The sequence below is a fragment of the Pseudomonadota bacterium genome, assembly GCA_016719885.1.
GTDB lineage: Bacteria > Pseudomonadota > Gammaproteobacteria.
On record JADJYF010000006.1, the window covers coordinates 61,953 to 84,800 of the forward strand.

Consider the following 22,848-nt stretch of genomic DNA (forward strand, 5'->3'; position numbering starts at 1 on the left):
CGCGCAAAGCCCAAGCGCCCTCACACCGCGCTGGCGTAATCGACCACCAGCTGCACGGTTTCGATGCCGCCGTAATCGTTGACGTCGAGCTTGTAGACCGCGTGGATGTGCTCGGCCTTGGCGAACCACGGCTCGCCGGCCGCGCCGAAGGCGATGGCCGCCACCGTGCCGCGCGCGCCGCGCGGCGACAGCACCAGGCGCGCGTGCTTGCCGCCGACCACGCGCCGGTCCTCGACGCGGAACACGCCCTCGAAGCGCGGCTCGGGAAAACCCTGGCCCCAAGGTGCGACGGACGCCAGCTCCTTGGCCAGCGCCAGGGTGAATTCGCCCGCCGCCAGCTCGCCGTCGGTATCGATGCGCCGCTCGCGGGTTTCGGCGTCCAGCAATTCGTTGACCTGCGCGGTGAAAGCAGCGCGGAAGGCCGGCAGCGCGTCACGCGACAGCGACAGGCCGGCGGCCATCGCATGGCCGCCGAACTTGCTCAGCAAGTCAGGATGGCGCGCGGCGACCGCATCCAGCGCATCGCGGATGTGCACGCCGGGGATCGAGCGCGCCGAGCCCTTCAGCGTGTCGGCGTCGGCCGGCGCGAAGGCGATGGTCGGGCGATGGAAACGATCCTTGACGCGCGCGGCGACGATGCCGATCACGCCCTGGTGCCAGTCTTCGTCGAACACGCAGAACGCGGCCGGCAGGGCCTGGCCGAGCGCGCGCTTGAGTTCAGCCTCGATGCTGTCGAACGCGGTCTCGCGCATCACGTCCTCGAGTTCGCGCCGTTCGCGGTTGAGCGCATCGAGTTGCTCGGCGATGGCGGCGCAGCGATCCGCATCGTCACTCAGCAGGCATTCGATGCCGAGCGACATGTCCGACAGTCGGCCGGCCGCATTCAGGCGCGGGCCGACCGCGAAGCCGAGATCGCTGGGCGTGAGGCGCGCGCGGTTGCGGCCGCCGACCGCGATCAAGGCGCTGATGCCGGCCTGGCATTGGCCGGCGCGGATGCGCGCCAGGCCTTGCGCCACCAGGCGGCGGTTGTTTTCGTCCAGCGGCACCACGTCGGCCACCGTGCCGAGCGCAACCAGGTCGAGCAAGCTCGCGAGATTGGGTTCGGCGATGCCGCGCGCGGCGAACCAGCCCTGTTCACGCAGATGGGCGCGCAACGCCGTCATCACGTAGAAGATGACGCCGACGCCGGCCAGCGCCTTGCTCGGGAAGGCGTCCTCGGGCAGGTTGGGATTGACCAGCGCGTCGGCCAGCGGCCGCGCGGCGCCGGGCAGATGATGATCGGTGATCAGCACCTTGATGCCGTGCTCGCGCGCGCGCGCCACGCCGTCGAAACTGGAGATGCCGTTGTCGACGGTGATGATCAACTCGGGCTGCTGACGCGCGGCGAGTTCGACGATTTCGGCGGTGAGCCCGTAGCCGTATTCGAAGCGGTTCGGCACCAGGTAAGCGACATCGGCCGCGCCCATCGCGCGCAAGGCACGCAAGGCCAGCGCGGTGCTGGTGGCGCCGTCGGCGTCGAAATCGCCCACCACCAGCATGCGCCCGCCGCGCTGCATGACCTCGGCGATGAGGCGCACGGCAGCGCCGGTGCCGCCGAGTTCGGTGGCCGGCAACAGGCCTTTCAAGGACGTATCGAGCAGGGCCGGCGAGGTGATGCCGCGCGCGGCCAGCACACGGCGCGTGACGGTGTGCAACTCCGCCGGCAGGAACGCATCGGCCGCCACCGCGCGCGTGACGATACGCGGGCGCGGCAAGGCGCCGCCCGACGCCGCATCAGTTCGCGGAGCGCTCATCCTGCCCGCAGCACTTCTTGAATTTCTTGCCGCTGCCGCAGGCGCACAGCGCATTGCGCGGCGTCTTGGCGTCGGCGTTCACCAGCGGCGTGGGCGCCGCGAAATCGACCGCACGTGGATCGGGCCCGGCCTCGCGCTCGGCACGGAAATGCATGTCTATCGCCTGCACCGCCACCATCACCGCATCGAGCGCTGCGTCGAGATCCGGGAATTCCTCCTCGATGTCCTCGTCATCGCCCATGCCCAGCACCTGCAGCGGCACGAACCATTCGGGCTGTTCTTCCATCAAGGCCGCCCAGGTGTCGCGATCGAAGGACGTGCCGAGCAGGAAACCCGCGCACCATTCCGACACGCCCCACTGCGCGCCGCGCAGGAACACCGGCAACAGCGCCGGCGTGGGCTTGGTGATTTCGTCGGCAAGGTGATGGTAGTGGCGGGTGATGAGCGACAGGATCTGGCTCGACTGCGCGTCGTCGGCATAGCGCGGCTTCCTGCGCGCGTTCTCCATGTCCCAGATGCGCGCCAGCCACATCGATGGTTTCACCAGCCGCGGAGACAACAGGAGGGCGGTGAGGTAGCCGTCGAGCACGCCGACGTCCATCGATGTCTCTTCCAGCGCCGGCATGGCGAGAAATTCATCGAGCGTGTCGAGCTCGATACTGGTCAGGGGCTGGGGTGCTGGATGCATGTCATGGAACTCGATTCGTAAGCGGGGCGTGTTGAGCGGGCGACTTCACTTGTGGCTTCCCTTGTGAGGCTGAAGCCTGACCCACAAGCAGGAGGACAAATTCCGCCATCTGTCCAATGTGGGTCAGACTTAGTCGCATTGCACACGCGCACCACAAAAAAATTGTTCAGCGCCAATCGAGTGCAAGGCTTGCTGCGCGCGACACGCAAAGTGCTGTCCCCTACCGCGCCTCGCCCTCGCGCATGCGGCGCAGCGCATCGAGGAACACCGTGGCGCGACGCCACAGGCGCCATCGCGCGCCGCGCGTCAGCGACAGTTCAGCGCCCTCGGCATGGATGACGACCTCGGCGAGGCGGCCGCGTGACAAGGCCGCGCTCGCCGGCGCCAGGATTTCGTCGGCAAAGCGCGCCACGTCGCACTGCTCGAACCCGGTGTGATCGAGCAGCAGCACATCGCCGCAAGCGTCGTGCAGCACTTCTTCGAGGCCCTTGGCCGCACGCTGATGGGTGAGGCCCGCGCGGTGCGCGAGCGCGGCCAGGAAATCATCGTCGCCGAGCACCGCGCCGCGCGTGCCGCGCGCGATGGCCGGCGCGCTACCGCCGCCCCAGAACCACACGCTGTTGATCGGCGCGCGTCCCGCCGCGCCGCGCGCGTCGTTGGCCGGTGCGCCGTACAGCACCATCTGCGCTTCGGTCATGACGCGGTTCAGCGCGCCGGCACGACGCAGGGCGCTCAAGCTGTCCTCCACCGCCGAACCGCGCAATGCGCGCGGCGAGGCGAGTTCCAGCGCTTGCGGCGCCGCCGCGCGCAGGTACCAGCGCGACGGCGAGTGGCCACGTTCGAATCGCAGCGCCTGCCCGGCAAAGCCGGCATTGAGATGGGCCAGCAGCGCATCGCTCTCGTCGGCGGCGAGGCCGACACTGTCGGTGTCGAACAGGGTGACGCGGGTGGCGTCGGCGCGCAGGTGTACAGGATCGGCGCGCAGCCAGTGCGCATCGCCGTCATGCGCGGCGAAGTCTAGCGCGGCGCTGATGTCGGCCAGTCCTTCGAAGGACGACAGCCCGAACCACGCCAGCATGGCGGTGTCGACATCGGTGCGCGGCATCGCACGCAGTTCGCCGCGCGCCAGCACGCTTGAGACGGCCTGCGTCGGTGCGTCTTCGGGCGCGCGCAGCAGGTGTTCGATGAGATGGGGAGCGAGGATGTCGAGACGCGCACTCATGGCATCGGCCCGGCAACGCCGGCAGCGCGCCTGCGCGCCGTGCCGGTCATTGCGCTGGACAGCGGCCCGCGCAACGGGCGCGCGGTCTCACAGGTGGTCGAGGATGGCGCGCTTGACCGCGTCGCTCTCGGCCGGGATCTCGATGACGCCGCCGGCGCTCTGCTTGATGGCGGTGTCGGGATCCTTCAAGCCATGACCGGTCAGCGTACAGGTCACGACGCTGCCTTCCCTGATGCGGCCGCTTTCGATGTCGCGCAAGGCGCCGCCCAGCGCAATCGCCGATGCGGGCTCGCAGAAGATGCCTTCCTGCTCGGCGAGCTCACGCTGGATCTTGAGGATCTCTTCGTCGGTCATGCTCTTGAATTCGCCGCCCGACTCACGCGCCGCGGCCCACGCCAGGTCCCAGGACTGCGGGTTGCCGATGCGGATGGCGGTGGCGACCGTTTCCGGCAGTTCAATGGGATGACCGGCGATGAACGGCGCCGAGCCGGCCGCCTGGTAACCGAGCATCACCGGCCGGCTGTCGGTCACGGCCGGACGTTCGAACTTGCACTGGTCATCGCACCACGCGCAGGCGGCGGTGGCCGGTTTGACGCCGGCGTATTCGGAAAAGCCCGTCCAGTAGGCGCTGATGTTGCCGGCGTTGCCGACCGGAATGCAGTGGTAGTCCGGTGCGCGACCGAGCGCGTCGACGATTTCGAAGGCGGCGGTCTTCTGGCCCTGCAGGCGATAGGGATTGATGGAGTTGACGATGGTCACCGGCGCGACATCGGCCATTTCCTTGACGATGCGCATGCCGTCATCAAAGTTGCCCTTGATCTGGATGACCACCGAGCCCTGGATCATGGCCTGCGCCAGCTTGCCGAGCGCAATCTTGCCTTCCGGAATCAGCACGAAGCAGCGAATGCCGGCGCGCGCCGCATAGGCCGCCGCCGACGCCGAGGTGTTGCCGGTCGAGGCGCAGATGATGGCCTGCGCGCCTTCGCTGACCGCCTGGGTCACGGCCATGGTCATGCCGCGATCCTTGAACGAACCGGTCGGGTTCAGGCCTTCGAACTTGACGTAGATCTCGCAGCCGCGGCCACGCTTGTTCGAAATGTTCTCGAGCTTGATGAGCGGCGTGTTGCCTTCGCACAGGCTGATGACGCGGGTGGACGGGGTGACCGGCAGGCGGTCGCGATAGCGTTCGATGAGACCCGAGTAACGCGCGCTCACGCGAATTCCTCCATGCGGATGCGGGTGATGTTGGCACCGATGCCGGGCAGGCGCGCGATGCGCTCGACCGCCGCGTTCATGGCGGCCTCGCCGACCCGGTGCGTGAGAATGATGATCGGGACCGTGGCGTCGCCATCGGCGGCCTCGGGCTGACGTATCGCTTCGATGCTGATGCGCAAGTCCGCGAGTATGCGCGTGATGTCGGCCAGCACGCCCGGTTGATCGATCGCCGCCAGGCGCAGGTAGTAGGCGCTCTCGATGTCCGCCATCGGCAATATCGGCGCGGCGGACAGGCTGTCGGCGCGGAACGCGAGATGCGGCACGCGATTGTTGGGGTCGACCGTCAGCGCGCGCACCACGTCGACGATGTCGGCCACCACCGACGAGGCGGTCGGATCGGCGCCGGCGCCGGCGCCGGACAACAGCATGGGTCCGACCGCGTCGCCGCGGATGAGGATGCCGTTCATCACGCCGTTGACGTGCGCCAGCATCACGCGGCGCGGCACCAGCGTCGGATGCACGCGCAGTTCTATGCCCTCGGCGGCGCGCTTGGCGAAGCCCAGGTGCTTGATGCGGTAGCCCAAGGCCTCGGCGTAGCGCACGTCATCGAGCGTGACGTTGCGTATGCCCTCGATATGGATCTTGTCGAACTGCAGCGGGATGCCGAAGGCGATGGACGCGAGGATGGTGAGCTTGTGGGCGGCATCGACGCCATCGATGTCGAAGGACGGATCGGCTTCCGCGTAACCCAGCGCCTGCGCCTCCGCCAGCACCTCGGCGAAATCCGCCGAGCGCTCGCTCATGGCGGTCAGCATGTAGTTGCAGGTGCCGTTGATGATGCCGGCCAGCCACTCGACGGTGTTGCCGGCCAAGGCTTCGCGCAGGGTCTTGATGACCGGGATGCCGCCGGCCACCGCCGCTTCGAAAGCCACCGTCAGGCCCTGGGCCTGCGCGCGTGCGAATACTTCGTTGCCGTGCAGGGCGATCAGCGCCTTGTTGGCGGTGACCACGTCCTTGCCGTTGTCCAGCGCACGCATCACCAGCTCGCGCGCCGGATCGGTGCCGCCGATCAGTTCGACCACGATCTCTATGCTCGGATCGTCGACCACCGAAAACGGATCGGTGGTCAGGCGTATGCCCTGCGTGTCTATCGGCCGCTGCTTGTCGAGGTCACGCGCCGAGGCCGCCACCACTTCGATGTTGCGGCCGGCGCGGCGCGCGATCTCGTCGCGGTTGCGCGCCAGCACGTTGAGCGTGCCGCAGCCGACGGTGCCGAGTCCCAGCACACCGATCTTGACCGGCGGTAATTGCACACGACGTCGCGCCATGACTCAGCCTCCCACACCCACGCCGTTGCGCAGCATGTCCTTGATGCCCCGGATCGCCTGGCGCGAGCGATGGGCGTTTTCAATGAGCGCGAAACGCACATGGTCGTCGCCGTATTCACCGAAGCCGATGCCCGGCGAGACCGCGACCTTGGCTTCGGCCAGCAGCAGCTTGGAAAACTCCAGCGAGCCCATGGCGCGCCACGGTTCCGGGATCTGCGCCCACACGAACATCGTGCCGCGCGGTTTCTCCACGTCCCACCCGGCCGACTGCAAACCTTCGCACAGCACGTCGCGGCGCTGCTGGTACATGTCGCGGATCTCGCTCACGCAGTCCTGCGGGCCTTCGAGCGCGGCGATGGCGGCGACCTGGATGGGCGTGAACATGCCGTAGTCGAGATAGGACTTCAGGCGCGCGAGGGCGTAGACGAGATCGGGATTGCCGACCATGAAACCGATGCGCCAGCCCGGCATGTTGTAGCTCTTGGACAGCGTGAAGAATTCCACGCACACGTCCTTGGCGCCCGGCACCTGCATGATGGACGGCGCCTTGTAGCCGTCGAACACGAGGTCGGCATAGGCCAGATCGTGCACCACGTAGATGTTGTGCTCGCGCGCCACCGCCACCACGTGCTCGAAGAATTCGAGATCGACGCACTGCGCGGTCGGGTTGCTCGGAAAATTGAGCAACAGCATCTTGGGCTTGGGCCAGGAATTCTTGATGGCGCTGTCGAGTTCGTGAAAGAAATCCACGCCCGGGCCGATCGGCACGTGGCGGATGTCGGCGCCGGCGATCACGAAGCCGTAGGGGTGGATCGGGTAGGCCGGATTCGGCACCAGCACCGCATCGCCGCGATCGACCGTCGCCATGGCGAGATGAGCAAGGCCTTCCTTGGAACCGATGGTGACGATGGCTTCCTTGTCGGGGTCGATGTCGACGTCGTAGCGCGTCTTGTACCAGTTGCAGATCGCAAGCCGCAGGCGCGGAATGCCACGCGACACCGAGTAGCGATGGGTGTCGCCGCGCTGCGCCGCTTCGACCATCTTGTCGACGATGTGCTTGGGCGTGGGCTGGTCGGGATTGCCCATGCTGAAGTCGATGATGTCTTCGCCCCGGCGGCGTGCCGCCATCTTCAGATCGCCCACGACATTGAAGACATAGGGCGGCAGGCGGTCGATGCGGGAAAATCCAGTGCTCACGGCGGTATTCGCTGACATGCGGTGGGATTGCAAGAGCCGGCAAAGCTAACTGCTTGACCGGACAGTGTCAAACGGATTACACCGCGCCTCGATAGGGAAATTTGTGTAAGAGTCCGCGTTCGCCGGTGACGGCGGCTGCGCCGGGTCGAGGTCCTGCGCTACCATGCCTCGCTCGTTACGCCGTCACTCTATTAGAACGGGAGAACCCGCAAGGCGATGGAAATGCCCTGCCCCGCCCATCGCCCCCTGGCCGGGCCCCGCCGAGCGGGGCCGACATGCTGATGCCGATGTCTATCCTCCGCGCGCGAGAGCGCGCTCCGCATCGACGCGAGGATGTCGACGAAGCCGTTGTCGAACTGCTGTTCGCCAATGCCCGTAACGGCGAAATCATCACCGCCACGGTCGCCACCCTGCTCGCCGCGAGCCAATGGACCAGCCTTGGCGGCGCGCGCGCCGGCGGTTGGCTGGTGACCATGCTCCTGATCGTGCTGGCACGCGGCGCCCTGCGACGCGCCTACCAGGCACGCGCGGTTCAGCCCGGCGACGACCAGGCCTGGGGGCGCGCCTTCACCCTCGGCGCGCTGGCGACCGGCATCGTGTGGGGCATGGCCGGACAGCTGCTGATGTTTTCGCCCGCGCTCGAGCACTCGTTCCTCATCATCCTCGTGATCGCCGGCATGACCTCGGCCGGCGTGCCCTATCTCGCGCCCTTGCCGCTGGCCTTCCACCTGTACGCGGCCGCCGCGATCCTGCCGACGGCGCTGCGCTTCCTCATGGGCGGCACGCCGCTGTACCTCAGCATCGGCGTGTTGATGCTGGTATACCTGCTCGGCATCCAGCGCAGCGCGCACCTGTTCGGCCGCTGGCTGCGCGAAGCGCGGCGCCTCGCCCGCGACCAGGCGAGCAAGGCCCAGGAACTGGAAATCATGGCGCGCGAACTGGCCGCGGCCCACGACCGCGCCCAGGCGGAAACCGCGCGCCGCCTGGAACTGGAACGCGGCCGTGCCGATCACGAAGCGCAAATCAACGCCTCGCTGGCGACGGTGGTCGACGAACGCACCGCCGAGCTGCGCGAAACCCTGGCCGCCATGACCGCCACCCGCGAGCAGCTCGACAGCGCGCTGGTGGCGGGGCGCATGGCGTTGTTCGAGGTCGACACCCGCACGCGCGCGGTGACGCTGTCGGATCACTGGTCGCAGATGCTCGGCGGCCCGCCGCGCGCCACCGCGACCAGCATGCAAGAGCTCATGCAACTCACGCATCCCGACGATCGTCCGGCCATCCGCCGCGCCTATCGCGACGCGCTGCGCGGCGCGAGCAGCGGCTACGTGGTCGATCACCGGGTGCGCGATCTGTTCGGCCGCTGGCTGTGGATAGAGAGCCGCGCGCGGGTGGTGTCGCGCAGCGACAGCGGGCGCGGCCTGGCGCTGGTCGGCACCAATTGCGACATCTCGGCGCGCAAGGAACATGAAAGCCGCCTGCGTCACCAGGCCTACCACGATCCCCTCACCGGCCTCGCCAACCGCGCCTTCCTGCGCGAACGCCTGCAGGAAATGATCTACCGCGCCGAGCGCAACAACCACGTGCTGGCGGTGCTGTGCCTGGACCTCGATCATTTCAAGGTCATCAACGATTCCAACGGTCACGCGGCCGGCGATCAACTGCTGCGCGCGGCGGCCGCGCGCCTTTCCAACTCGGTGCGCCAGGGCGACGTGGTGGTGAGACTCGGCGGCGACGAATTCGCGGTGCTGCTGGAAGGCCCGCTGCACACCGATGCCATCGCCGCCATCGCGCGCAAGATCCTGGCGCGCATCAGCAGCCCGATCACGGTCGACGACAACGAACACACCCTGTCCACCAGCATCGGCGTGAGCTGCTTCCCGACCGACGGACGCACACCCGACGAACTGCTGACGCGCGCGGATCTGGCGATGTACAGCGCCAAGGAATCCGGCCGCAACGATTTCCGCTTCTTCACCGCCGAACTGCACGATCAAATCCAGGAGAAGGCGCAGCTGATGGCGGGCCTGCAGGGCCCTTACCTGACGCACCAGCTGTGGCTGGCCTACCAGCCGCGCGTCGATTCGGTGGGTGGCGAGGTGCTGGGCGTGGAAGCGCTGTTGCGCTGGTCGCACCCGGAGCTCGGCGAGATCTCGCCCGAGCGCTTCGTGCCGCTGGCCGAACAGACCGGCATCATCGTGCAGCTCGGCGAATGGGCGCTGCGCACCGCTTGCGCGCAGTTTCGCGCCTGGCTCGACGAAGGGTTCGCGCTCGAGCGCGTGGCGGTGAACCTGTCCATGCGCCAATTGCTCGAGCCGGACCTGGTCGAGCGGATCATCGCCATACTCGGCGAGTTCCGCCTCGACCCCGCGCATCTCGAACTCGAGATCACCGAGAGCATGGCGATGCAGCATCCCGATGCGGTGCTGGAAACGCTGTCGCGCCTCGACCAGCGCGGTGTGCGCATCGGGCTCGATGATTTTGGCACGGGCTATTCGTCGCTCGCCTATCTCAAGCGCTTCCCCATCGACGATCTCAAGATCGACCGGGCCTTCGTGCGCGGCGTGCCGCATGACGCCGAGGACGTCGCCATCGCCCGCGCGATCCTGGCGCTGGCGCGCAGCCTCGACCTCACGCCGGTCGCCGAAGGCGTGGAGACCGCCGAACAACGCGATTTCCTCAAGGCCGAGGGTTGCCGCGAAATGCAGGGTTACCTGTACGGCGAACCGCAGTCGGCGCTGACGCTGAATTTGCGCAGGAGCAAGGGCGCGGCCTCGGCCGCTTAGACAGCGTCAACGACACGCTCCCTACCGAAGCGCCAGCCGCGTTTATACTGGCGCGGACCACACCTGAGTGCCGCCCATGACCGACCACGCCCTCGCGCTTGCCCGGCAGCAATTGCTGACCCCCACCGGCGTCGAAATCCCCGATCTGGAACGGGTGCTGGCGGACCTCTGCGGCCGCCAGGTCGACCTGGCCGACGTCTACCTGGAATTCACGCGCAGCGAGTCGTGGAGTCTCGAGGACGGCATCGTCAAGGAGGGCGTGCACAGCATTCGGCAGGGCGCGGGCGTACGCGCCGTCAGCGGCGAACAGACCGGCTTTGCGTACTCGGACGATCTCACCGTGCCGGCGCTGCTCGAGGCCGCACGCACCGCGCGCGCCATCACGCGCCAGGGCCAGGCACGCGACGTGCGCGTCGCGACCCGCGACAACGCACCGGCGCTGTATGCCGCGCTCGACCCGCTGCTCGAGGTGGAGGCGGCCGACAAGCTGGCGCTGATGCGCAGCCTCGACGCGCGTTTGCGCGCCGCCGACCCGTGCGTGCGCGAAGTGATGGTCAGCCTGTCGGGGCAATACAGCGCGATGATGGTGGCGACCTCGGACGGCACGCTGGCCGCCGACCTGCGGCCGTTGGTCAGGCTCAACGTCACGGTCATCGTCGAACGCAACGGCCGGCGCGAGACCGCCAGCCACGGCGGCGGCGGCCGCACCGGTTACCTCGCCCTGTTCGGCGACGGCCGCCCCGAACACATCGCCGACGAAGCCTTGCGCCAGGCGCTGGTCAGTCTCGACGCCGTCGACGCGCCGGCCGGTGAAATGACGGTGGTGCTGGGCTCGGGATGGCCCGGCATCCTGCTGCACGAAGCCATCGGTCACGGCCTCGAAGGCGATTTCAATCGCAAGGGCACCTCGGCATTCGCGAACCGCATCGGCGCCGCGGTCGCCTCGCCGCTATGTACGGTGGTCGACGATGCCACCTTGCCGCTGCGCCGCGGTTCACTGAATGTCGATGACGAAGGCGTGCCGGGGCAACGCACGGTGCTGATCGAGAACGGACGCCTGTGCGGCTACATGCAGGACCGCCACAACGCCGGCCTCATGCAAGTCCCGACCACCGGCAACGGCCGCCGCCAGTCCTACGCGCACCGGCCCATGCCGCGCATGACCAACACCTACATGCTGGCCGGCGAGAGCGCGCCGGCCGACATCATCAAGAGCGTCAAGCGCGGCCTGTATGCCGTGAGTTTCGGCGGCGGCCAGGTCGACATCACCAACGGCAAGTTCGTGTTCAGCGCCGCCGAGGCCTATCTCATCGAGGACGGCAAGGTGACCGCGCCGGTCAAGGGCGCGACCCTGATCGGCAATGGTCCCGACGTGCTGACGCGGGTGTCGATGGTCGGCAACGACCTGGCCCTCGACAACGGCATCGGCACCTGCGGCAAGGACGGCCAGTCGGTGCCGGTGGGCGTCGGTCAACCGACCTTGAAAGTCGATAGCTTGACGGTGGGCGGTACGCGGACCTGAGGGCGTCTGAATGTGCGAATGAATTCGCACCTACAGGGCGACAGCCTGTCGATGCATGCCGGTACTCGCTCGCACATGGTAGGTGCGAATTCATTCGCACATCGAGACGACATAAACACAACAATCCAGGGGAACCCCATGAATCTCACCCAACGCGGCATCTTCCTGTTCAGCGAAGGCATGAGCGCCGGCGAACTCGCCGGCGCCGCGCAACACATCGAACGTCTCGGTTATGGCGCGGTGTGGTTTCCCGAGGCGGTCGGCCGCGAACCGGTGCTGGCGGCGAGTTGGGTGCTGGCCAATACCAGCAGGCTCATCGCCGCCACCGGCATCGTCAACATCTACAGTCGCGACCCGATGGCCTGCGCGATGATGCAGCAGACCTTGACCGAACAATCGCGCGGACGCTTCCTGCTCGGCCTCGGCGTGTCGCACACGCTGTTCGTCAACCTGCGTGGCCACGACTATGGCAAGCCGCTGGCAACCATGCGCAGCTATGTCGACAACATCGCGGCCTGCCACAAGATGATTGCGATCAAGACCAATCTCGCCGTCGAAGGCATGAGCGAACAGCCGCTGTCACGCGCCGAGGATGGCACGCTGTGCGCGCCGGTTGGCGAGATGCCAGTCATCCTCGCCGCGCTCGGACCCAAGATGACGGCGCTGTCGGGCGACATCTCACAGGGTTCCCACCCGGCCAACACCACACCGGAACACACCGCCGCCGCGCGCGCCATCCTGGGCCCCAAGCCGTGGCTCGCGCCCATGCAGCGCGTGTGCCTGACCAAGGACGCCAGCACCGCGCGACGCGTCGGCCGCCAGCTGCTGGCGCTGTACCTCGGCCTGCCCAACTATCTCAACATGTGGCGCGATTACGGTTACACCGATGCCGACTTCGAGCACGGCGGCAGCGACCGGCTGATCGACGCCATGCTGGCCTGGGGTGACGAAAAGACCGTGTGGTCGCGGGTGCAGGCGCATCTCGATGCCGGCGCCAGCCATGTGCCGCTGGTGCCGATCAATCCGAACAACCCGTCCCTGCCGTGCTGGCGGGCGATCGAGGCGTTCGCGCCCTAGGGCTCATGGCAGGTGCGAATTGATTGCAGATTGAAATCGACGCGACGGACGATGCGTTTTTGCAGGTGCGAATGAATTCGACCTACAGGTCAAAATCTTTCGAATTCCGGATGCGGCAACCTGCCGCCATGCACATGCATGGCGCCGAACTCCGCGCAGCGATGCAGGGTCGGCACCGCCTTGCCGGGATTGAGCAGGCCTTTCGGATCGAAGGCTCGCTTGAGCGCGAAGAAACTCTCGAGCTCCGCGCTCGAGAACTGCAGGCACATCTCGTTCAGCTTCTCGACGCCGACCCCGTGTTCACCGGTCACGGTACCGCCCACCGCCACGCATAACGCCAGGATGCGACTGCCGAGTTCGGCGGCGCGTTTCATTTCGTCGTCGCTGTTGGCATCGAAGGCAATCAAGGGATGCAGGTTGCCGTCACCGGCATGGAACACGTTGGCGACCGGCAAGGCGAACTCGCGCGACAGCGCGCTGATATCGCGTAATACGGCAGCGAGGTGTTTGCGCGGAATGGTGCCGTCCATGCAGAAATAATCGGGCGCGATACGGCCGATGGCCGGGAACGCCGACTTGCGGCCCAGCCAGAAGCGCAGGCGTTCGGCCTCGTCGCGCGACACGCGCAGTTCACTCGCGCCGGCCTTGGCCAGCACCGCGCTGACGGCCTCGATCTGCGCGGCGACATCGACCGCGTTGCCGTCGACCTCGCACAGCAGCATGGCCTCGGCGGCGAGCGGGTAGCCGGCGTGGCAATAGGCCTCGGCCACTTCGATGGCGAGCTTGTCCATCATTTCGAGGCCGGCCGGCGTGAGGCCGGCGGCGATGATGTCCGCCACCGCGCCGCCGGCCGCCTCGACGCTGTCGAAGGCCGCCAGCACCACGCGCGCGAGCTGCGGGCGCGGCAGGAGCTTGACCGTCACCTGCATGACGATGCCGAGCAGGCCTTCCGAGCCGTGCACCAGGGCCAGCAGATCCAGTCCCGGCGCGTCGAGGCCGCGCCCGCCCAGCGTCATCCACTCGCCTTCCATGGTGAGGAGCTCGACTTCGATGACGTTATGCACCGTCAGGCCGTATTTCAGGCAGTGCACGCCGCCGGAATTCTCGGCGACGTTGCCGCCGATGGTGCAGGCGATCTGCGAGGACGGATCGGGCGCGTAATAGAGGCCGTACTGGGCAACGGCCTCGCTGATGGCGAGGTTGCGCACGCCGGGTTCGACGGTCGCGGTGCGATTGGCGGTATCGATGTCGAGAATGCGATTGAAGCGCGCGAGCGACATCAGGCAGCCGTCGACCAGCGGCAGCGCGCCGCCCGACAGCCCGGTGCCGGCGCCGCGCGTGACCAGCGGCACGCCGTACTCTGCACACAGCTTCACCACCGCTTCGACCTGGGCGCGGGTTTCCGGCACCACCACCACGCGCGGCATGGCGTGGTAGGCCGACAGCGCGTCGCACTCGTAGGGGCGCTTGGCTTCGTCACTGGTCAGAAGCGCGCCCGGCGGCAGAGTGTCGGCGAGGCGCGCTTCGAATGTCATGACACGAGATCAGGACGTGAACTTGTAATCGGACGGGATCACGATCACGCCGTTGGGCGTCATGGTGAAACGCTTGGCGTCGCGCGCCTTGTCGAAACCGATCTGCTCGTTGGCCGGCACCTGCACCTGGCGGTCGAGTATGCAGCGTCGGAGCTGCGCGCCCTCGCCGACCTTGACGTCGGAGAACAGGATCGAGTCCTCGACCGTCGCGCCGTCGTCGATGTAGACGCGGTTGCCGAGCACGCTGTGGTTGACGCCGCCGCCGGCGATGACCGTGCCGCCCGACACGATGGAATTCACGCAGATGCCCTCGTTGCAGGAGCGGCCGGGCACGGTGCGCGCCGGCGGGCGCTGGGTCTGGTAGGTGCGGATCTGCCAGTTGGCCTGGTAGAGGTCGAGCGGCGGCTCGAGCTCCAGCAAGTCCATGTTGGCCTCGTAGTAGTCGTCCAGATCGTCGAGCCGCCGCCAGTAGCGATCCTGGGTCACGCGGCCCGAGGTGCCGCCGAACCGGTAGGCCACCACGCGCTTGAACAACTGCATGTTGGCGCCGATGAGGGTCGACAGCGGCGCCTCGATGGGCGAGCGGCCGTCGAGCAGCTTGAGGAGTTCCACCAGCTTCTTGCGATTGAACACGAATACCCGCATCGGCCATACGAGGTTGTCGTCCGGCCCCGGCACCGTCGATTCGGTGCGCACGCCCGTGACGTCGATACCCTCGACTTCCAGCGCGACCGGAAAAGTCGCGCCGTAGGCATTGACCGCCGGCACGCCGGCGATGGTGACGTCGGCGCCATGCTCGGCGTGGAAGGCCAGCACCGCGGCGTAGTCCATGCGGTAGATCTGCTCGCCGGACACCAGGATGATGGTTTCTTCCTTGGCGCCGTCCAGCAGGTAGAGATTCTTGTACAGGGCGTCGGCGACGCCGGCGTAGGTCGATACCGCGCTGTTGATCGGCGGTGTGACCGGCATGATGTATTCGCCGAGATCGGTATTGAATATCGACCAGCCGTCGCGAATGTGGTTTTGCAGGGACAGCGAGTTGTACTGGGTCAGCACCATGATGCGCCGCAGCCCCGAGTGCAGGCAGTTGGTCAGGGCGAAATCGATGATGCGGTAGGTGCCGCCGAAAGGCATGGCGGCAATCGCGCGACGCGCGGTCAGCGGCTCCAGCACCTTGCCATCGCCGATGGCGAGGATCATGGCCAGCGTGTCGTTGAGGTCGGAGATGAGCATAGCTTGAGCCCTGCGTAGGGCCGCGCATTATACGCGGCGCGCCTGCCGTGAGAAGGGTTAGCGGCCGTGCACCGCAATGGCGCCAGGACGCCCGCCCCGGGGTCCCGGGGTCGGCCCGGGCGGCGCTGGTGGCTGGTCGCGGGCCGTCGCTATAATGGCTGAACCGCCACACGCGGCACTGTTGCACCCACCGGCATCCTCGCTCTACGCATGGCGGAAGAATTCCTAGTCAACATCACGCCGCAGGAGACGCGGGTCGCCGTCATCGAAAACGGCGTGCTGCAGGAGCTGGCCATCGAACGTACCCGCAGTCGCGGGCTGGTCGGCAACATCTACCTCGGGCGCATCAGCCGCGTGCTGCCGGGCATGGGCGCGGCCTTTCTCGACATCGGCCTGGAACGCACCGCCTTCCTGCACGTCTCGGACATCGCCGCCGCCAGCCGGCGCGCCGAGGAAACCGGCCTCGAGGTGTCCATCGAACAGGCCGTGCGCGAGGGCGAGACGCTGGTCGTGCAGGTCACCAAGGATCCGCTGGGCTCCAAGGGCGCGCGCCTCACCACCTACATCAGCGTGCCGTCACGCTACCTGGTGTTCATGCCGGGCTCGAGCACGGTCGGCATTTCGCAGCGCATCGAGGACGACGGCGAACGCCAGCGTCTGCGCGACATCATCGTGTCCCTGCAGCCCGGGCTGCGGCCGGCCGACGATCTCGCCGAGACCGCCGATCTCACGCGCCTCACCGACAGCAGCGCCTACGCCGGCGGCTACATCGCGCGCACCGCCGCCGAGGGCGTGTCGCGCACCGAACTAGCCGCCGACATGGCGTTCCTGAATCGCCTGTGGCTGTCCATCCAGGAACGGCTGGCGACGGCGCGCGCGCCGGCCTGCGTGCACGAAGACCTGCCGCTGGTGTTGCGCACCATCCGCGACGTGGCGGTGGCCTCGGTGGAGAAGATCCGCATCGACTCCAAGGAGAACTATCTCAAGGTCTGCGAGTTCGCCGCCGAGTTCACGCCGGAACTGGTGGCGCGCATCGAGCACTACCCCGGCGAGCGCCCGATCCTCGACCTGTATTCGACCGAGGACGAAATCCATCGCGCCCTCATGCGCAAGGTCGAGCTGAAATCCGGCGGTCACCTCGTCATCGACCAGACCGAAGCGCTCACCACCATCGACGTCAACACCGGTGGCTTCGTCGGTGGGCGCAATTTCGATGACACCATCTACAAGACCAACCTCGAGGCAGCGCAGGCCATCGCGCGCCAGCTGCGGCTGCGCAACCTCGGCGGCATCATCATCATCGACTTCATCGACATGGTCGAAGTCGAGCACCAGCGCCAGGTGCTGCGCGCGCTTGAGAAGAGCCTGGAACGCGATCACTCCAAGATCACCGTCAGTGAGCTGACTTCGCTCGGGCTGGTGCAGATCACGCGCAAGCGTACGCGCGAGAGCCTCGAGCACGTCTTGTGCGAAACCTGCCCGACCTGCGCCGGCCGCGGTTCGATCAAGACCGCCGAATCGGTGTGTTTCGAAATCTTCCGCGAGATCCTGCGCGAGGCGCGCCAGTTCGAGGCGCAGAGCCTGCTGGTGGTGGCTTCCCAGGAAGTGGTCGATCGTCTGCACGACGAGGAATCGACCAGCATCGCCGAACTCGAGGAATTCATCGGCACGCCGATTCGCTTCCAGGTGGAAACCGCTTACACGCAGGAACAGTACGACGTCGTACTGCTGTAGTCGGTGCATGCGACGTCTGCTCGAGCGAATCCTCTCCCTGCTGTGGACCAGCGTCGCGGTGCTGTTGATCGGCGGCGCCGCGCTGGTGACCCTGGTGCGCATGTTGCTGCCGCAGCTCGGCGAACAGCGCGCCGCCGTCGAAACCTGGCTGACCGACATCGTCGGGCGCCCGGTCGAAGTCGGCGCCATCAGCGCCAACTGGAGTGGTTGGGCGCCGCGTCTCACCTTTGACCGGCTGGTCATTCTCGACGAGCGGCGCCAGGCCGAGCTCATCCATTTCGAACGCGCCGATGTCGACATCGCGCTGCTCGAATCGCTGCAAACACGCGAGCTGAAACCGACGCGCCTCATCGTCACCGGCGTGGCGATGAACCTGGTGCGCGATCTGAATGGCCAGTTTTCGGTGGTCGGCATGCCACCGCCCCATTCGCCGGTGATGCGCTGGCTGCTGGAGCAGAGCAACTTCGCGGTGCGCCAGGCCGATCTGACGGTGAACGATCAGCGTGCCCAGGCCAGTTACGCCCTGTCGGGCCTGCGCCTGACCATCCAGAGTCGTGGCCGCAACAAGACCATCACCGCCTATGCCGACCTGCCGGACATGATCGGTCGCCACGCGACGCTCGAGATCCACACCCGCGGCAACCCGCTGGACGTGCATTGGGAAGGCAACATCGACGCGCGCCTGGACGGCATCAACAGCGACTACCTGCTGCGCCAGGCCGACTGGCATGGACCGCGTCCCGAGCAGGCGCCCGTCAACCTGGTGGCGTGGTCGACGTGGCGCGACGGCGCGCTCAGGCACAGCGATTTCGAACTCGCCATCGAGCGCTCGCGCGACGATCAGGGCCATGTGCTGGAAGCGCGCGGCCAGCTGCAGAAGCGCGACGACAGTTGGCGCCTGGCGCTGGCGGACATCGCGCTGCCCGGCGTGGCGGGCGCCAAGGGCAATGGCCGTTTGTCGGCGGCGTGGCGCAGCGGCCCCGGCATTGCGCCGCGCCTCGCCGTGCGCGCCGCCGCACTGCCGCTCGAGCCCATCGCCGCACTGGTCACGCGCATGAGCGCGCCGGGCACGCTGCGCGACGCACTGTTGCGCGCCCAGCCACGCGGTCGCCTGGCGCGACTGGACGCGCTGTGGTTGCCGCGTGGCGAAGCGCCTCCGCGCTTCTACGTGGCGGCCAAGGTCGCGGCGCTGGCCATGCAGGACGCCGCACAGCCACGCGCCATCGATGGCCTGTCGTTCGAGATCAAAGCCAACGGCGGCGGCGGCCACGTCGAATTCGATGACAGCGTCTTCACCGTCACCGACGACCGGCGCCTGGCCGCGCCGCTGGACATCGAACGGATGGAAGGCGCGCTGTCGTGGCGCAAGCGCGGCGAGTCGCCCCTCACCGCGCGCGCGCACGGGCTGCGTGCGCGGGTGGCCGGCCACCGCCTGGGCCTCGATGGCGACCTCGAATACAGCCCCGGCAGCGCGCCGCGGGTCGATGTCAGCGCGCGCTTCGCGGCCGATGACGCCACGCGCCTCCAGGCCCTGCTGCCCATCCACCTGATGCCCGGCCATGGCGAGGAGTGGGCGCGCCACCTGGTCGACAGCGGTCACGTCGAGCGTGGACGCGTGATCATCAAGGGCCCGCTCGATCGCTTTCCGTTCAGCGACAAGAGCGGTGAGTTCAGCGCCACGTTCTCGGTGCGCGATGCGACGCTGCACTACGCACCACACTGGCCGCCGGCCGTGAACGTGGACGGCGAAGTGGCTGTGCGCGGCGCCGCGCTGGCCATCGACATCACCCGCGGCACCATCAGCGGCGCGGACATCACCGGCGCGCATCTCGCCCTGCCCGACATGGGCGTGCGTGAACGCATGCTCGAGGTCAAGGGCGTGGCGCGCGGCCGCGCGGCGCATGCCATCGAGCTGGTGCGCAACAGCCCGCTCAAGAACGGCCGCGCCGCGCGCCTGACCGAGCTCGACATCAGCGGCGACGTCGTCGTGCCCCTCGACATGCGTCTCGGCCTCTACCCCGACGGTCCGCACGAAGTGCGGGGCGAAGCGCGTTTCAATGGCAATCGCATCACCGAACTCAAACAGAACCTGGTGCTGGACGAAGTGGTGGGGTCCGTGGCCTTCACCCACCACGACTGGCACGGCGAGGGTCTGCGCGCCATTTTCGACGGCACACCGGTCGATCTCGACATCAACGGCGCACTGCACGACCCGCATTACGACAGTGAATTCCACATGGCCGGCATCTCGTCGGCGCAGGGGCTTGGCGCCTACCTCGAAAAATACACGCCGCCGGTGCATGCCTGGTTGGCGCGCCATCGGAAGCTCGATGCCCTGTCGGGGCAGGTGGCGTGGCGGGCGGCGCTGAAAGTCCCGAGCAGCGCCGGCCTCGTCGCCGGCGCGCCGCAGCGTCTCACCATCGACAGCACGCTGGCCGGTTTGACGGTCGAGCTGCCGTGGCCGCTGGGCAAGAGCGCTGACGCGCTGCGTCCCCTGCATATCGAGACCGCGATACACGATCACGTGGCGGTCGCCACGCGCATCGACATGAGCGACATGTTGAGCGTCGAACTCGACGCCGCGCGTGACGCGGCGGGCCGCGCGCGCCTGACCCGCGCGGAACTGGTGTTCGGCAGCCTCGCGCCGCAGTTCAAGGGCACGCCGGGCCTCAGCATCGCCGGCTACATTGCGCTGCTGCCGCTCACCGAGTGGACGCACTTCGCGCAGGCCATGCCGGCCGACGGCGACGACTACCTGGACGCACTGCCGCTGACGCTCGACGTGCAGGTGAGCGAATTGCGCATGCTGGGCCGCAAGTTCAAGGACACGCGCATCAATGGCACACGCGAGACCGAGCGCTGGAATCTCACGGCCAGCGGCCCCGATGTCAGCGGTCGCATCGAGATCCCGCGCGACGCGGCGCACGGCGTATTGCGCCTCGACCTCGATCACCTGCACCTGCGGCGCGCCCTGAAAGCAGCGCCGGCCGGCAGCGCGCCGGAACTCGACCCGCGCCGACTGCCGGCCTTCGAAATGCACTGCGCGCAATTCCGCTACGGCAAGATTGAACTCGGCCAGGCCGATGTCTACACCAGCCGCCATGCCAGCGGCCTGACCCTCGACAAGCTGCATTTCAGCGACGAGAACTTCAGCATCGTCGCGAGCGGCGACTGGCAGGTCGAAGGTGAGCAGCACCACAGCAAGTTCGACATCGCGGTCGAGGCCAAGGCGCTGGGCAAGCTGTTGTCGCGCTTCGGCTACCGGGTCGGCAACATCAAGCACGGCAGCACCGCCATCGACATCCAGGCGCACTGGAACGGCACGCCGGCTGATTTCGCGCTGGCGCGCATCAACGGTAGTTTCGAACTCAACGTCGGCAATGGCCGTTTTCTCGACATCGATCCCGGCACCGGTCGCCTGTTCGGCCTGTTGAGCCTGCAGGCCTTGCCGCGGCGCCTGACGCTCGACTTCGAGGACCTGTTCGACAAGGGCCTGGTGTTCGACCGCATCGCCGGCGTGTTCCAGTTGCAGGACGGCAATGCCTATACCAACAGCCTTCTGATCGAAGGCCCGTCGGCGCGCTTCGACATCGCCGGGCGCACCGGTCTTGCCGCCAAGGACTACGATCAGCACATCGTGGTGACGCCGGCCTTGTCCAACAGCCTGCCGCTGGCCGGCGCGCTGTTCGGGCCCATCGGCGCGGGCGCCGGCGCCGCCTACTTCATCGGCTCGAAGATGTTCAAATCCATACCCGAGCAGATGAACAAGTTCTTGAGCCGCAAGTACACCATCACCGGCTCGTGGGACAATCCGGTGGTCAAGCGCATCTGATTTTCTTCATCCGAGTCCATAGCCATGCACTACCACACCGACATCTGGCGCCCGCACGTGGTGGCCGCCACCGTCGTCGAGCGCGACGGCCGTTTCCTGTTCGTCGAGGAAAGTATCGAGGGACGCACCGTCATCAACCAGCCGGCGGGACACCTCGATCACGGTGAAACGCTGCCGGTCGCGGCGGCGCGTGAAACGCTGGAGGAAACCGGCTGGACGGTGCGCATCGATCATCTGATCGGCATCTACCTGCTGGCGACCGAAGTGCCGGGCAAAACCTTCCTGCGCTTCTGCTTTGCCGGCACCGCCTTGAGCCACGACCCGACGCGCAAGCTCGACAAGGAAATCATCCAGCCCCATTGGTTCACGCGCGAGGAGGCGGCGGCGCGCGGCACGCAGTTGCGCAGCCCGCTGGTGCTGCGCGCGGTGGATGATTACCTCGCCGGCCAGCGTCATCCCCTGTCCATGCTGCACGACTTTCTTTGATGGCCGCGGCGCCGCCCGACTGGCTGCCGCGCGACATCCTCGCCGGCAACGGCGATCCGCACGTGGTGGTGGCGCTGTCGGGCGGCGTCGATTCCTCGGTCGCCATCCTGCGCATCCGCGAGGCGGGGCTGCGCTGCTCGGCGCTGTTCATGAAGAACTGGAACGAGCCCACCGAGGACGGCCATTGCCGCTGGGAGCAGGACGTCGACGATTGCCTCGAGGTGTGCGAAAAGCTCGACGTGCCGCTCAATACCATCGATCTCTCGAAGGCCTACTGGGACGGCGTGTTCGAGGATTTCCTTGCCGAGTACCGGCGCGGACGCACGCCCAATCCCGACGTGCTGTGCAATCGCGAAATCAAGTTCAAGGCCTTCCTCGAGGCGGCGCGCAAGCTCGGCGGCGACCTCATCGCCACCGGCCACTACGTGCGCAGCGACCATGTAGCCGGACTTTGGCGTTTGAAGACCGGCGTCGACGCCAACAAGGACCAGAGCTATTTCCTCTACACGCTCGGCCAGGCGCAGCTCGGCCGCTCGCTGTTCCCGGTCGGCGACCTGCCCAAGCGCGAAGTGCGGGCGATGGCGCGCGCCGCCGGCCTCGTCACCCACGAGAAGAAGGACTCGACCGGCATCTGCTTCATCGGCGAGCGGCGCTTCCGCGAATTCCTGGCCCAGTACGTGCCGGCCCAGCCCGGTCCGGTGGTGACCGAGGACGGCCGCGTCATCGGCCAGCACCACGGCGCGGTGTACTACACCCTGGGCCAGCGCCAGGGTTTGGGCATAGGCGGGGTGCGCGGCGCTATCGAGGCGCCGTGGTTCGTGGCGGCCAAGGATCTGGAGCACAACGTGCTGACGGTGGTGCAGGGTCACGATCACCCGGCCCTGCTGAGCCAGGCCCTGCTCGCCACCGACCTCTCGTGGGTGGCGGGCGAGGCGCCGCCCCTGCCCTATGCCTGCACCGCCAAGACGCGCTATCGCCAGCGCGCGCAGGCCTGCACGGTGCTGGCGCGACACGGCGACCGCCTGCTGGTGGAATTCGCCGCCCCGCAGCGCGCCGCCACCCCCGGCCAGTCGGTGGTGTTCTACCAGGACGAGGTCTGCATCGGCGGCGGCATCATCGCCGAGGTCGCCAAACACGCCAAAAACCTACAACTGTGACGCCGAATTGCCGATAATACCGCGCTTGATTTGCGCCCCGACC

15 protein-coding genes are annotated in these 22,848 nt (G+C 67.4%); 7 read left to right on the forward strand and 8 right to left on the reverse strand.

Annotation, left to right across the window (positions count from 1 at the left end; all coding sequences use genetic code 11):
- Positions 1 to 20 precede the first annotated feature (20 nt).
- The 6 genes from recJ to alaC form a co-directional block, all read right to left on the reverse strand.
- Positions 21 to 1,793, reverse strand: a complete 1,773-nt coding sequence (gene recJ, locus IPM80_07950; protein MBK8958358.1) for a single-stranded-DNA-specific exonuclease RecJ — start codon at positions 1,791 to 1,793, stop codon at positions 21 to 23.
- Positions 1,774 to 2,481: a UPF0149 family protein gene (locus IPM80_07955; GenBank protein MBK8958359.1), complete on the reverse strand. Its 708-nt coding sequence runs from the start codon at positions 2,479 to 2,481 to the stop codon at positions 1,774 to 1,776. The genes recJ and IPM80_07955 overlap by 20 nt, the downstream gene beginning before the upstream one ends.
- Before the next feature lie 220 nt (positions 2,482 to 2,701).
- Positions 2,702 to 3,703, reverse strand: a complete 1,002-nt coding sequence (locus IPM80_07960) for a hypothetical protein (GenBank protein ID MBK8958360.1) — start codon at positions 3,701 to 3,703, stop codon at positions 2,702 to 2,704.
- Between the two features lie 87 nt (positions 3,704 to 3,790).
- Positions 3,791 to 4,924, reverse strand: coding sequence for a threonine synthase (locus IPM80_07965; protein MBK8958361.1), 1,134 nt, complete (start codon positions 4,922 to 4,924; stop codon positions 3,791 to 3,793).
- Complete coding sequence (locus IPM80_07970) at positions 4,915 to 6,246, reverse strand: homoserine dehydrogenase (GenBank protein MBK8958362.1); 1,332 nt, start codon at positions 6,244 to 6,246, stop codon at positions 4,915 to 4,917. The genes IPM80_07965 and IPM80_07970 overlap by 10 nt, the downstream gene beginning before the upstream one ends.
- A gap of 3 nt (positions 6,247 to 6,249) precedes the next feature.
- Entirely contained in the window at positions 6,250 to 7,461 is a 1,212-nt protein-coding gene (gene alaC, locus IPM80_07975; GenBank protein MBK8958363.1) for an alanine transaminase, read from the reverse strand.
- Positions 7,462 to 7,730: 269 nt separating this feature from the next.
- On the opposite strand from alaC, the gene IPM80_07980 reads away from it, so the two are divergent.
- From IPM80_07980 to IPM80_07990, 3 genes are all read left to right on the forward strand, one after another.
- Entirely contained in the window at positions 7,731 to 10,229 is a 2,499-nt protein-coding gene (locus IPM80_07980; protein ID MBK8958364.1) for an EAL domain-containing protein, read from the forward strand.
- A gap of 76 nt (positions 10,230 to 10,305) precedes the next feature.
- The gene (tldD, locus tag IPM80_07985; protein MBK8958365.1) at positions 10,306 to 11,751 is read left to right on the forward strand and encodes a metalloprotease TldD; all 1,446 of its coding nucleotides are present in this window, start codon (positions 10,306 to 10,308) and stop codon (positions 11,749 to 11,751) included.
- Between the two features lie 138 nt (positions 11,752 to 11,889).
- A complete protein-coding gene (locus IPM80_07990; GenBank protein ID MBK8958366.1) occupies positions 11,890 to 12,828 on the forward strand; it encodes a TIGR03620 family F420-dependent LLM class oxidoreductase in 939 nt (312 codons plus the stop codon).
- Between the two features lie 89 nt (positions 12,829 to 12,917).
- Here the strand turns inward: IPM80_07990 and IPM80_07995 are convergent, their stop codons facing one another.
- Together IPM80_07995 and glgC are read right to left on the reverse strand one after the other, a co-directional pair.
- Complete coding sequence (locus IPM80_07995; GenBank protein ID MBK8958367.1) at positions 12,918 to 14,363, reverse strand: FAD-binding protein; 1,446 nt, start codon at positions 14,361 to 14,363, stop codon at positions 12,918 to 12,920.
- A 9-nt stretch (positions 14,364 to 14,372) separates the two neighbouring features.
- Positions 14,373 to 15,596: a glucose-1-phosphate adenylyltransferase gene (glgC, locus tag IPM80_08000; protein MBK8958368.1), complete on the reverse strand. Its 1,224-nt coding sequence runs from the start codon at positions 15,594 to 15,596 to the stop codon at positions 14,373 to 14,375.
- Between the two features lie 210 nt (positions 15,597 to 15,806).
- Between glgC and IPM80_08005 the strand changes: the two genes are divergently transcribed.
- The 4 genes from IPM80_08005 to mnmA are packed head-to-tail and all read left to right on the forward strand — an operon-like array spanning position 15,807 to position 22,805.
- Complete coding sequence (locus tag IPM80_08005) at positions 15,807 to 17,330, forward strand: ribonuclease E/G (protein ID MBK8958369.1); 1,524 nt, start codon at positions 15,807 to 15,809, stop codon at positions 17,328 to 17,330.
- A gap of 7 nt (positions 17,331 to 17,337) precedes the next feature.
- The gene (locus tag IPM80_08010; protein ID MBK8958370.1) at positions 17,338 to 21,162 is read left to right on the forward strand and encodes a TIGR02099 family protein; all 3,825 of its coding nucleotides are present in this window, start codon (positions 17,338 to 17,340) and stop codon (positions 21,160 to 21,162) included.
- Between the two features lie 24 nt (positions 21,163 to 21,186).
- On the forward strand, positions 21,187 to 21,648 hold the full coding sequence (locus tag IPM80_08015) for an NUDIX hydrolase (GenBank protein MBK8958371.1): 462 nt from the start codon (positions 21,187 to 21,189) through the stop codon (positions 21,646 to 21,648).
- Positions 21,648 to 22,805 (forward strand): tRNA 2-thiouridine(34) synthase MnmA, encoded by a 1,158-nt coding sequence (mnmA, locus tag IPM80_08020; protein ID MBK8958372.1) that lies wholly within the window; start codon positions 21,648 to 21,650, stop codon positions 22,803 to 22,805. Before IPM80_08015 ends, mnmA begins: the two co-directional genes overlap by 1 nt.
- The last annotated feature ends 43 nt before the right edge of the window (positions 22,806 to 22,848 follow it).

Excerpts from the sequence above, each read along its gene's own strand:
- IPM80_07960 (MBK8958360.1), bottom strand. The coding sequence starts at position 3,703 with ATGAGTGCGCGTCTCGACATCCTCGCTCCCCATCTCATCGAACACCTG.
- alaC (MBK8958363.1), bottom strand. The coding sequence starts at position 7,461 with ATGTCAGCGAATACCGCCGTGAGCACTGGATTTTCCCGCATCGACCGC.
- tldD (MBK8958365.1), top strand. The coding sequence starts at position 10,306 with ATGACCGACCACGCCCTCGCGCTTGCCCGGCAGCAATTGCTGACCCCC.
- IPM80_07990 (MBK8958366.1), top strand. The coding sequence starts at position 11,890 with ATGAATCTCACCCAACGCGGCATCTTCCTGTTCAGCGAAGGCATGAGC.
- IPM80_08010 (MBK8958370.1), top strand. The coding sequence starts at position 17,338 with ATGCGACGTCTGCTCGAGCGAATCCTCTCCCTGCTGTGGACCAGCGTC.
- IPM80_07995 (MBK8958367.1), bottom strand. The coding sequence starts at position 14,363 with ATGACATTCGAAGCGCGCCTCGCCGACACTCTGCCGCCGGGCGCGCTT.
- recJ (MBK8958358.1), bottom strand. The coding sequence starts at position 1,793 with ATGAGCGCTCCGCGAACTGATGCGGCGTCGGGCGGCGCCTTGCCGCGC.
- IPM80_07980 (MBK8958364.1), top strand. The coding sequence starts at position 7,731 with ATGTCTATCCTCCGCGCGCGAGAGCGCGCTCCGCATCGACGCGAGGAT.
- IPM80_07970 (MBK8958362.1), bottom strand. The coding sequence starts at position 6,246 with ATGGCGCGACGTCGTGTGCAATTACCGCCGGTCAAGATCGGTGTGCTG.
- IPM80_08005 (MBK8958369.1), top strand. The coding sequence starts at position 15,807 with ATGGCGGAAGAATTCCTAGTCAACATCACGCCGCAGGAGACGCGGGTC.
- IPM80_08015 (MBK8958371.1), top strand. The coding sequence starts at position 21,187 with ATGCACTACCACACCGACATCTGGCGCCCGCACGTGGTGGCCGCCACC.
- IPM80_07955 (MBK8958359.1), bottom strand. The coding sequence starts at position 2,481 with ATGCATCCAGCACCCCAGCCCCTGACCAGTATCGAGCTCGACACGCTC.
- glgC (MBK8958368.1), bottom strand. The coding sequence starts at position 15,596 with ATGCTCATCTCCGACCTCAACGACACGCTGGCCATGATCCTCGCCATC.
- mnmA (MBK8958372.1), top strand. The coding sequence starts at position 21,648 with ATGGCCGCGGCGCCGCCCGACTGGCTGCCGCGCGACATCCTCGCCGGC.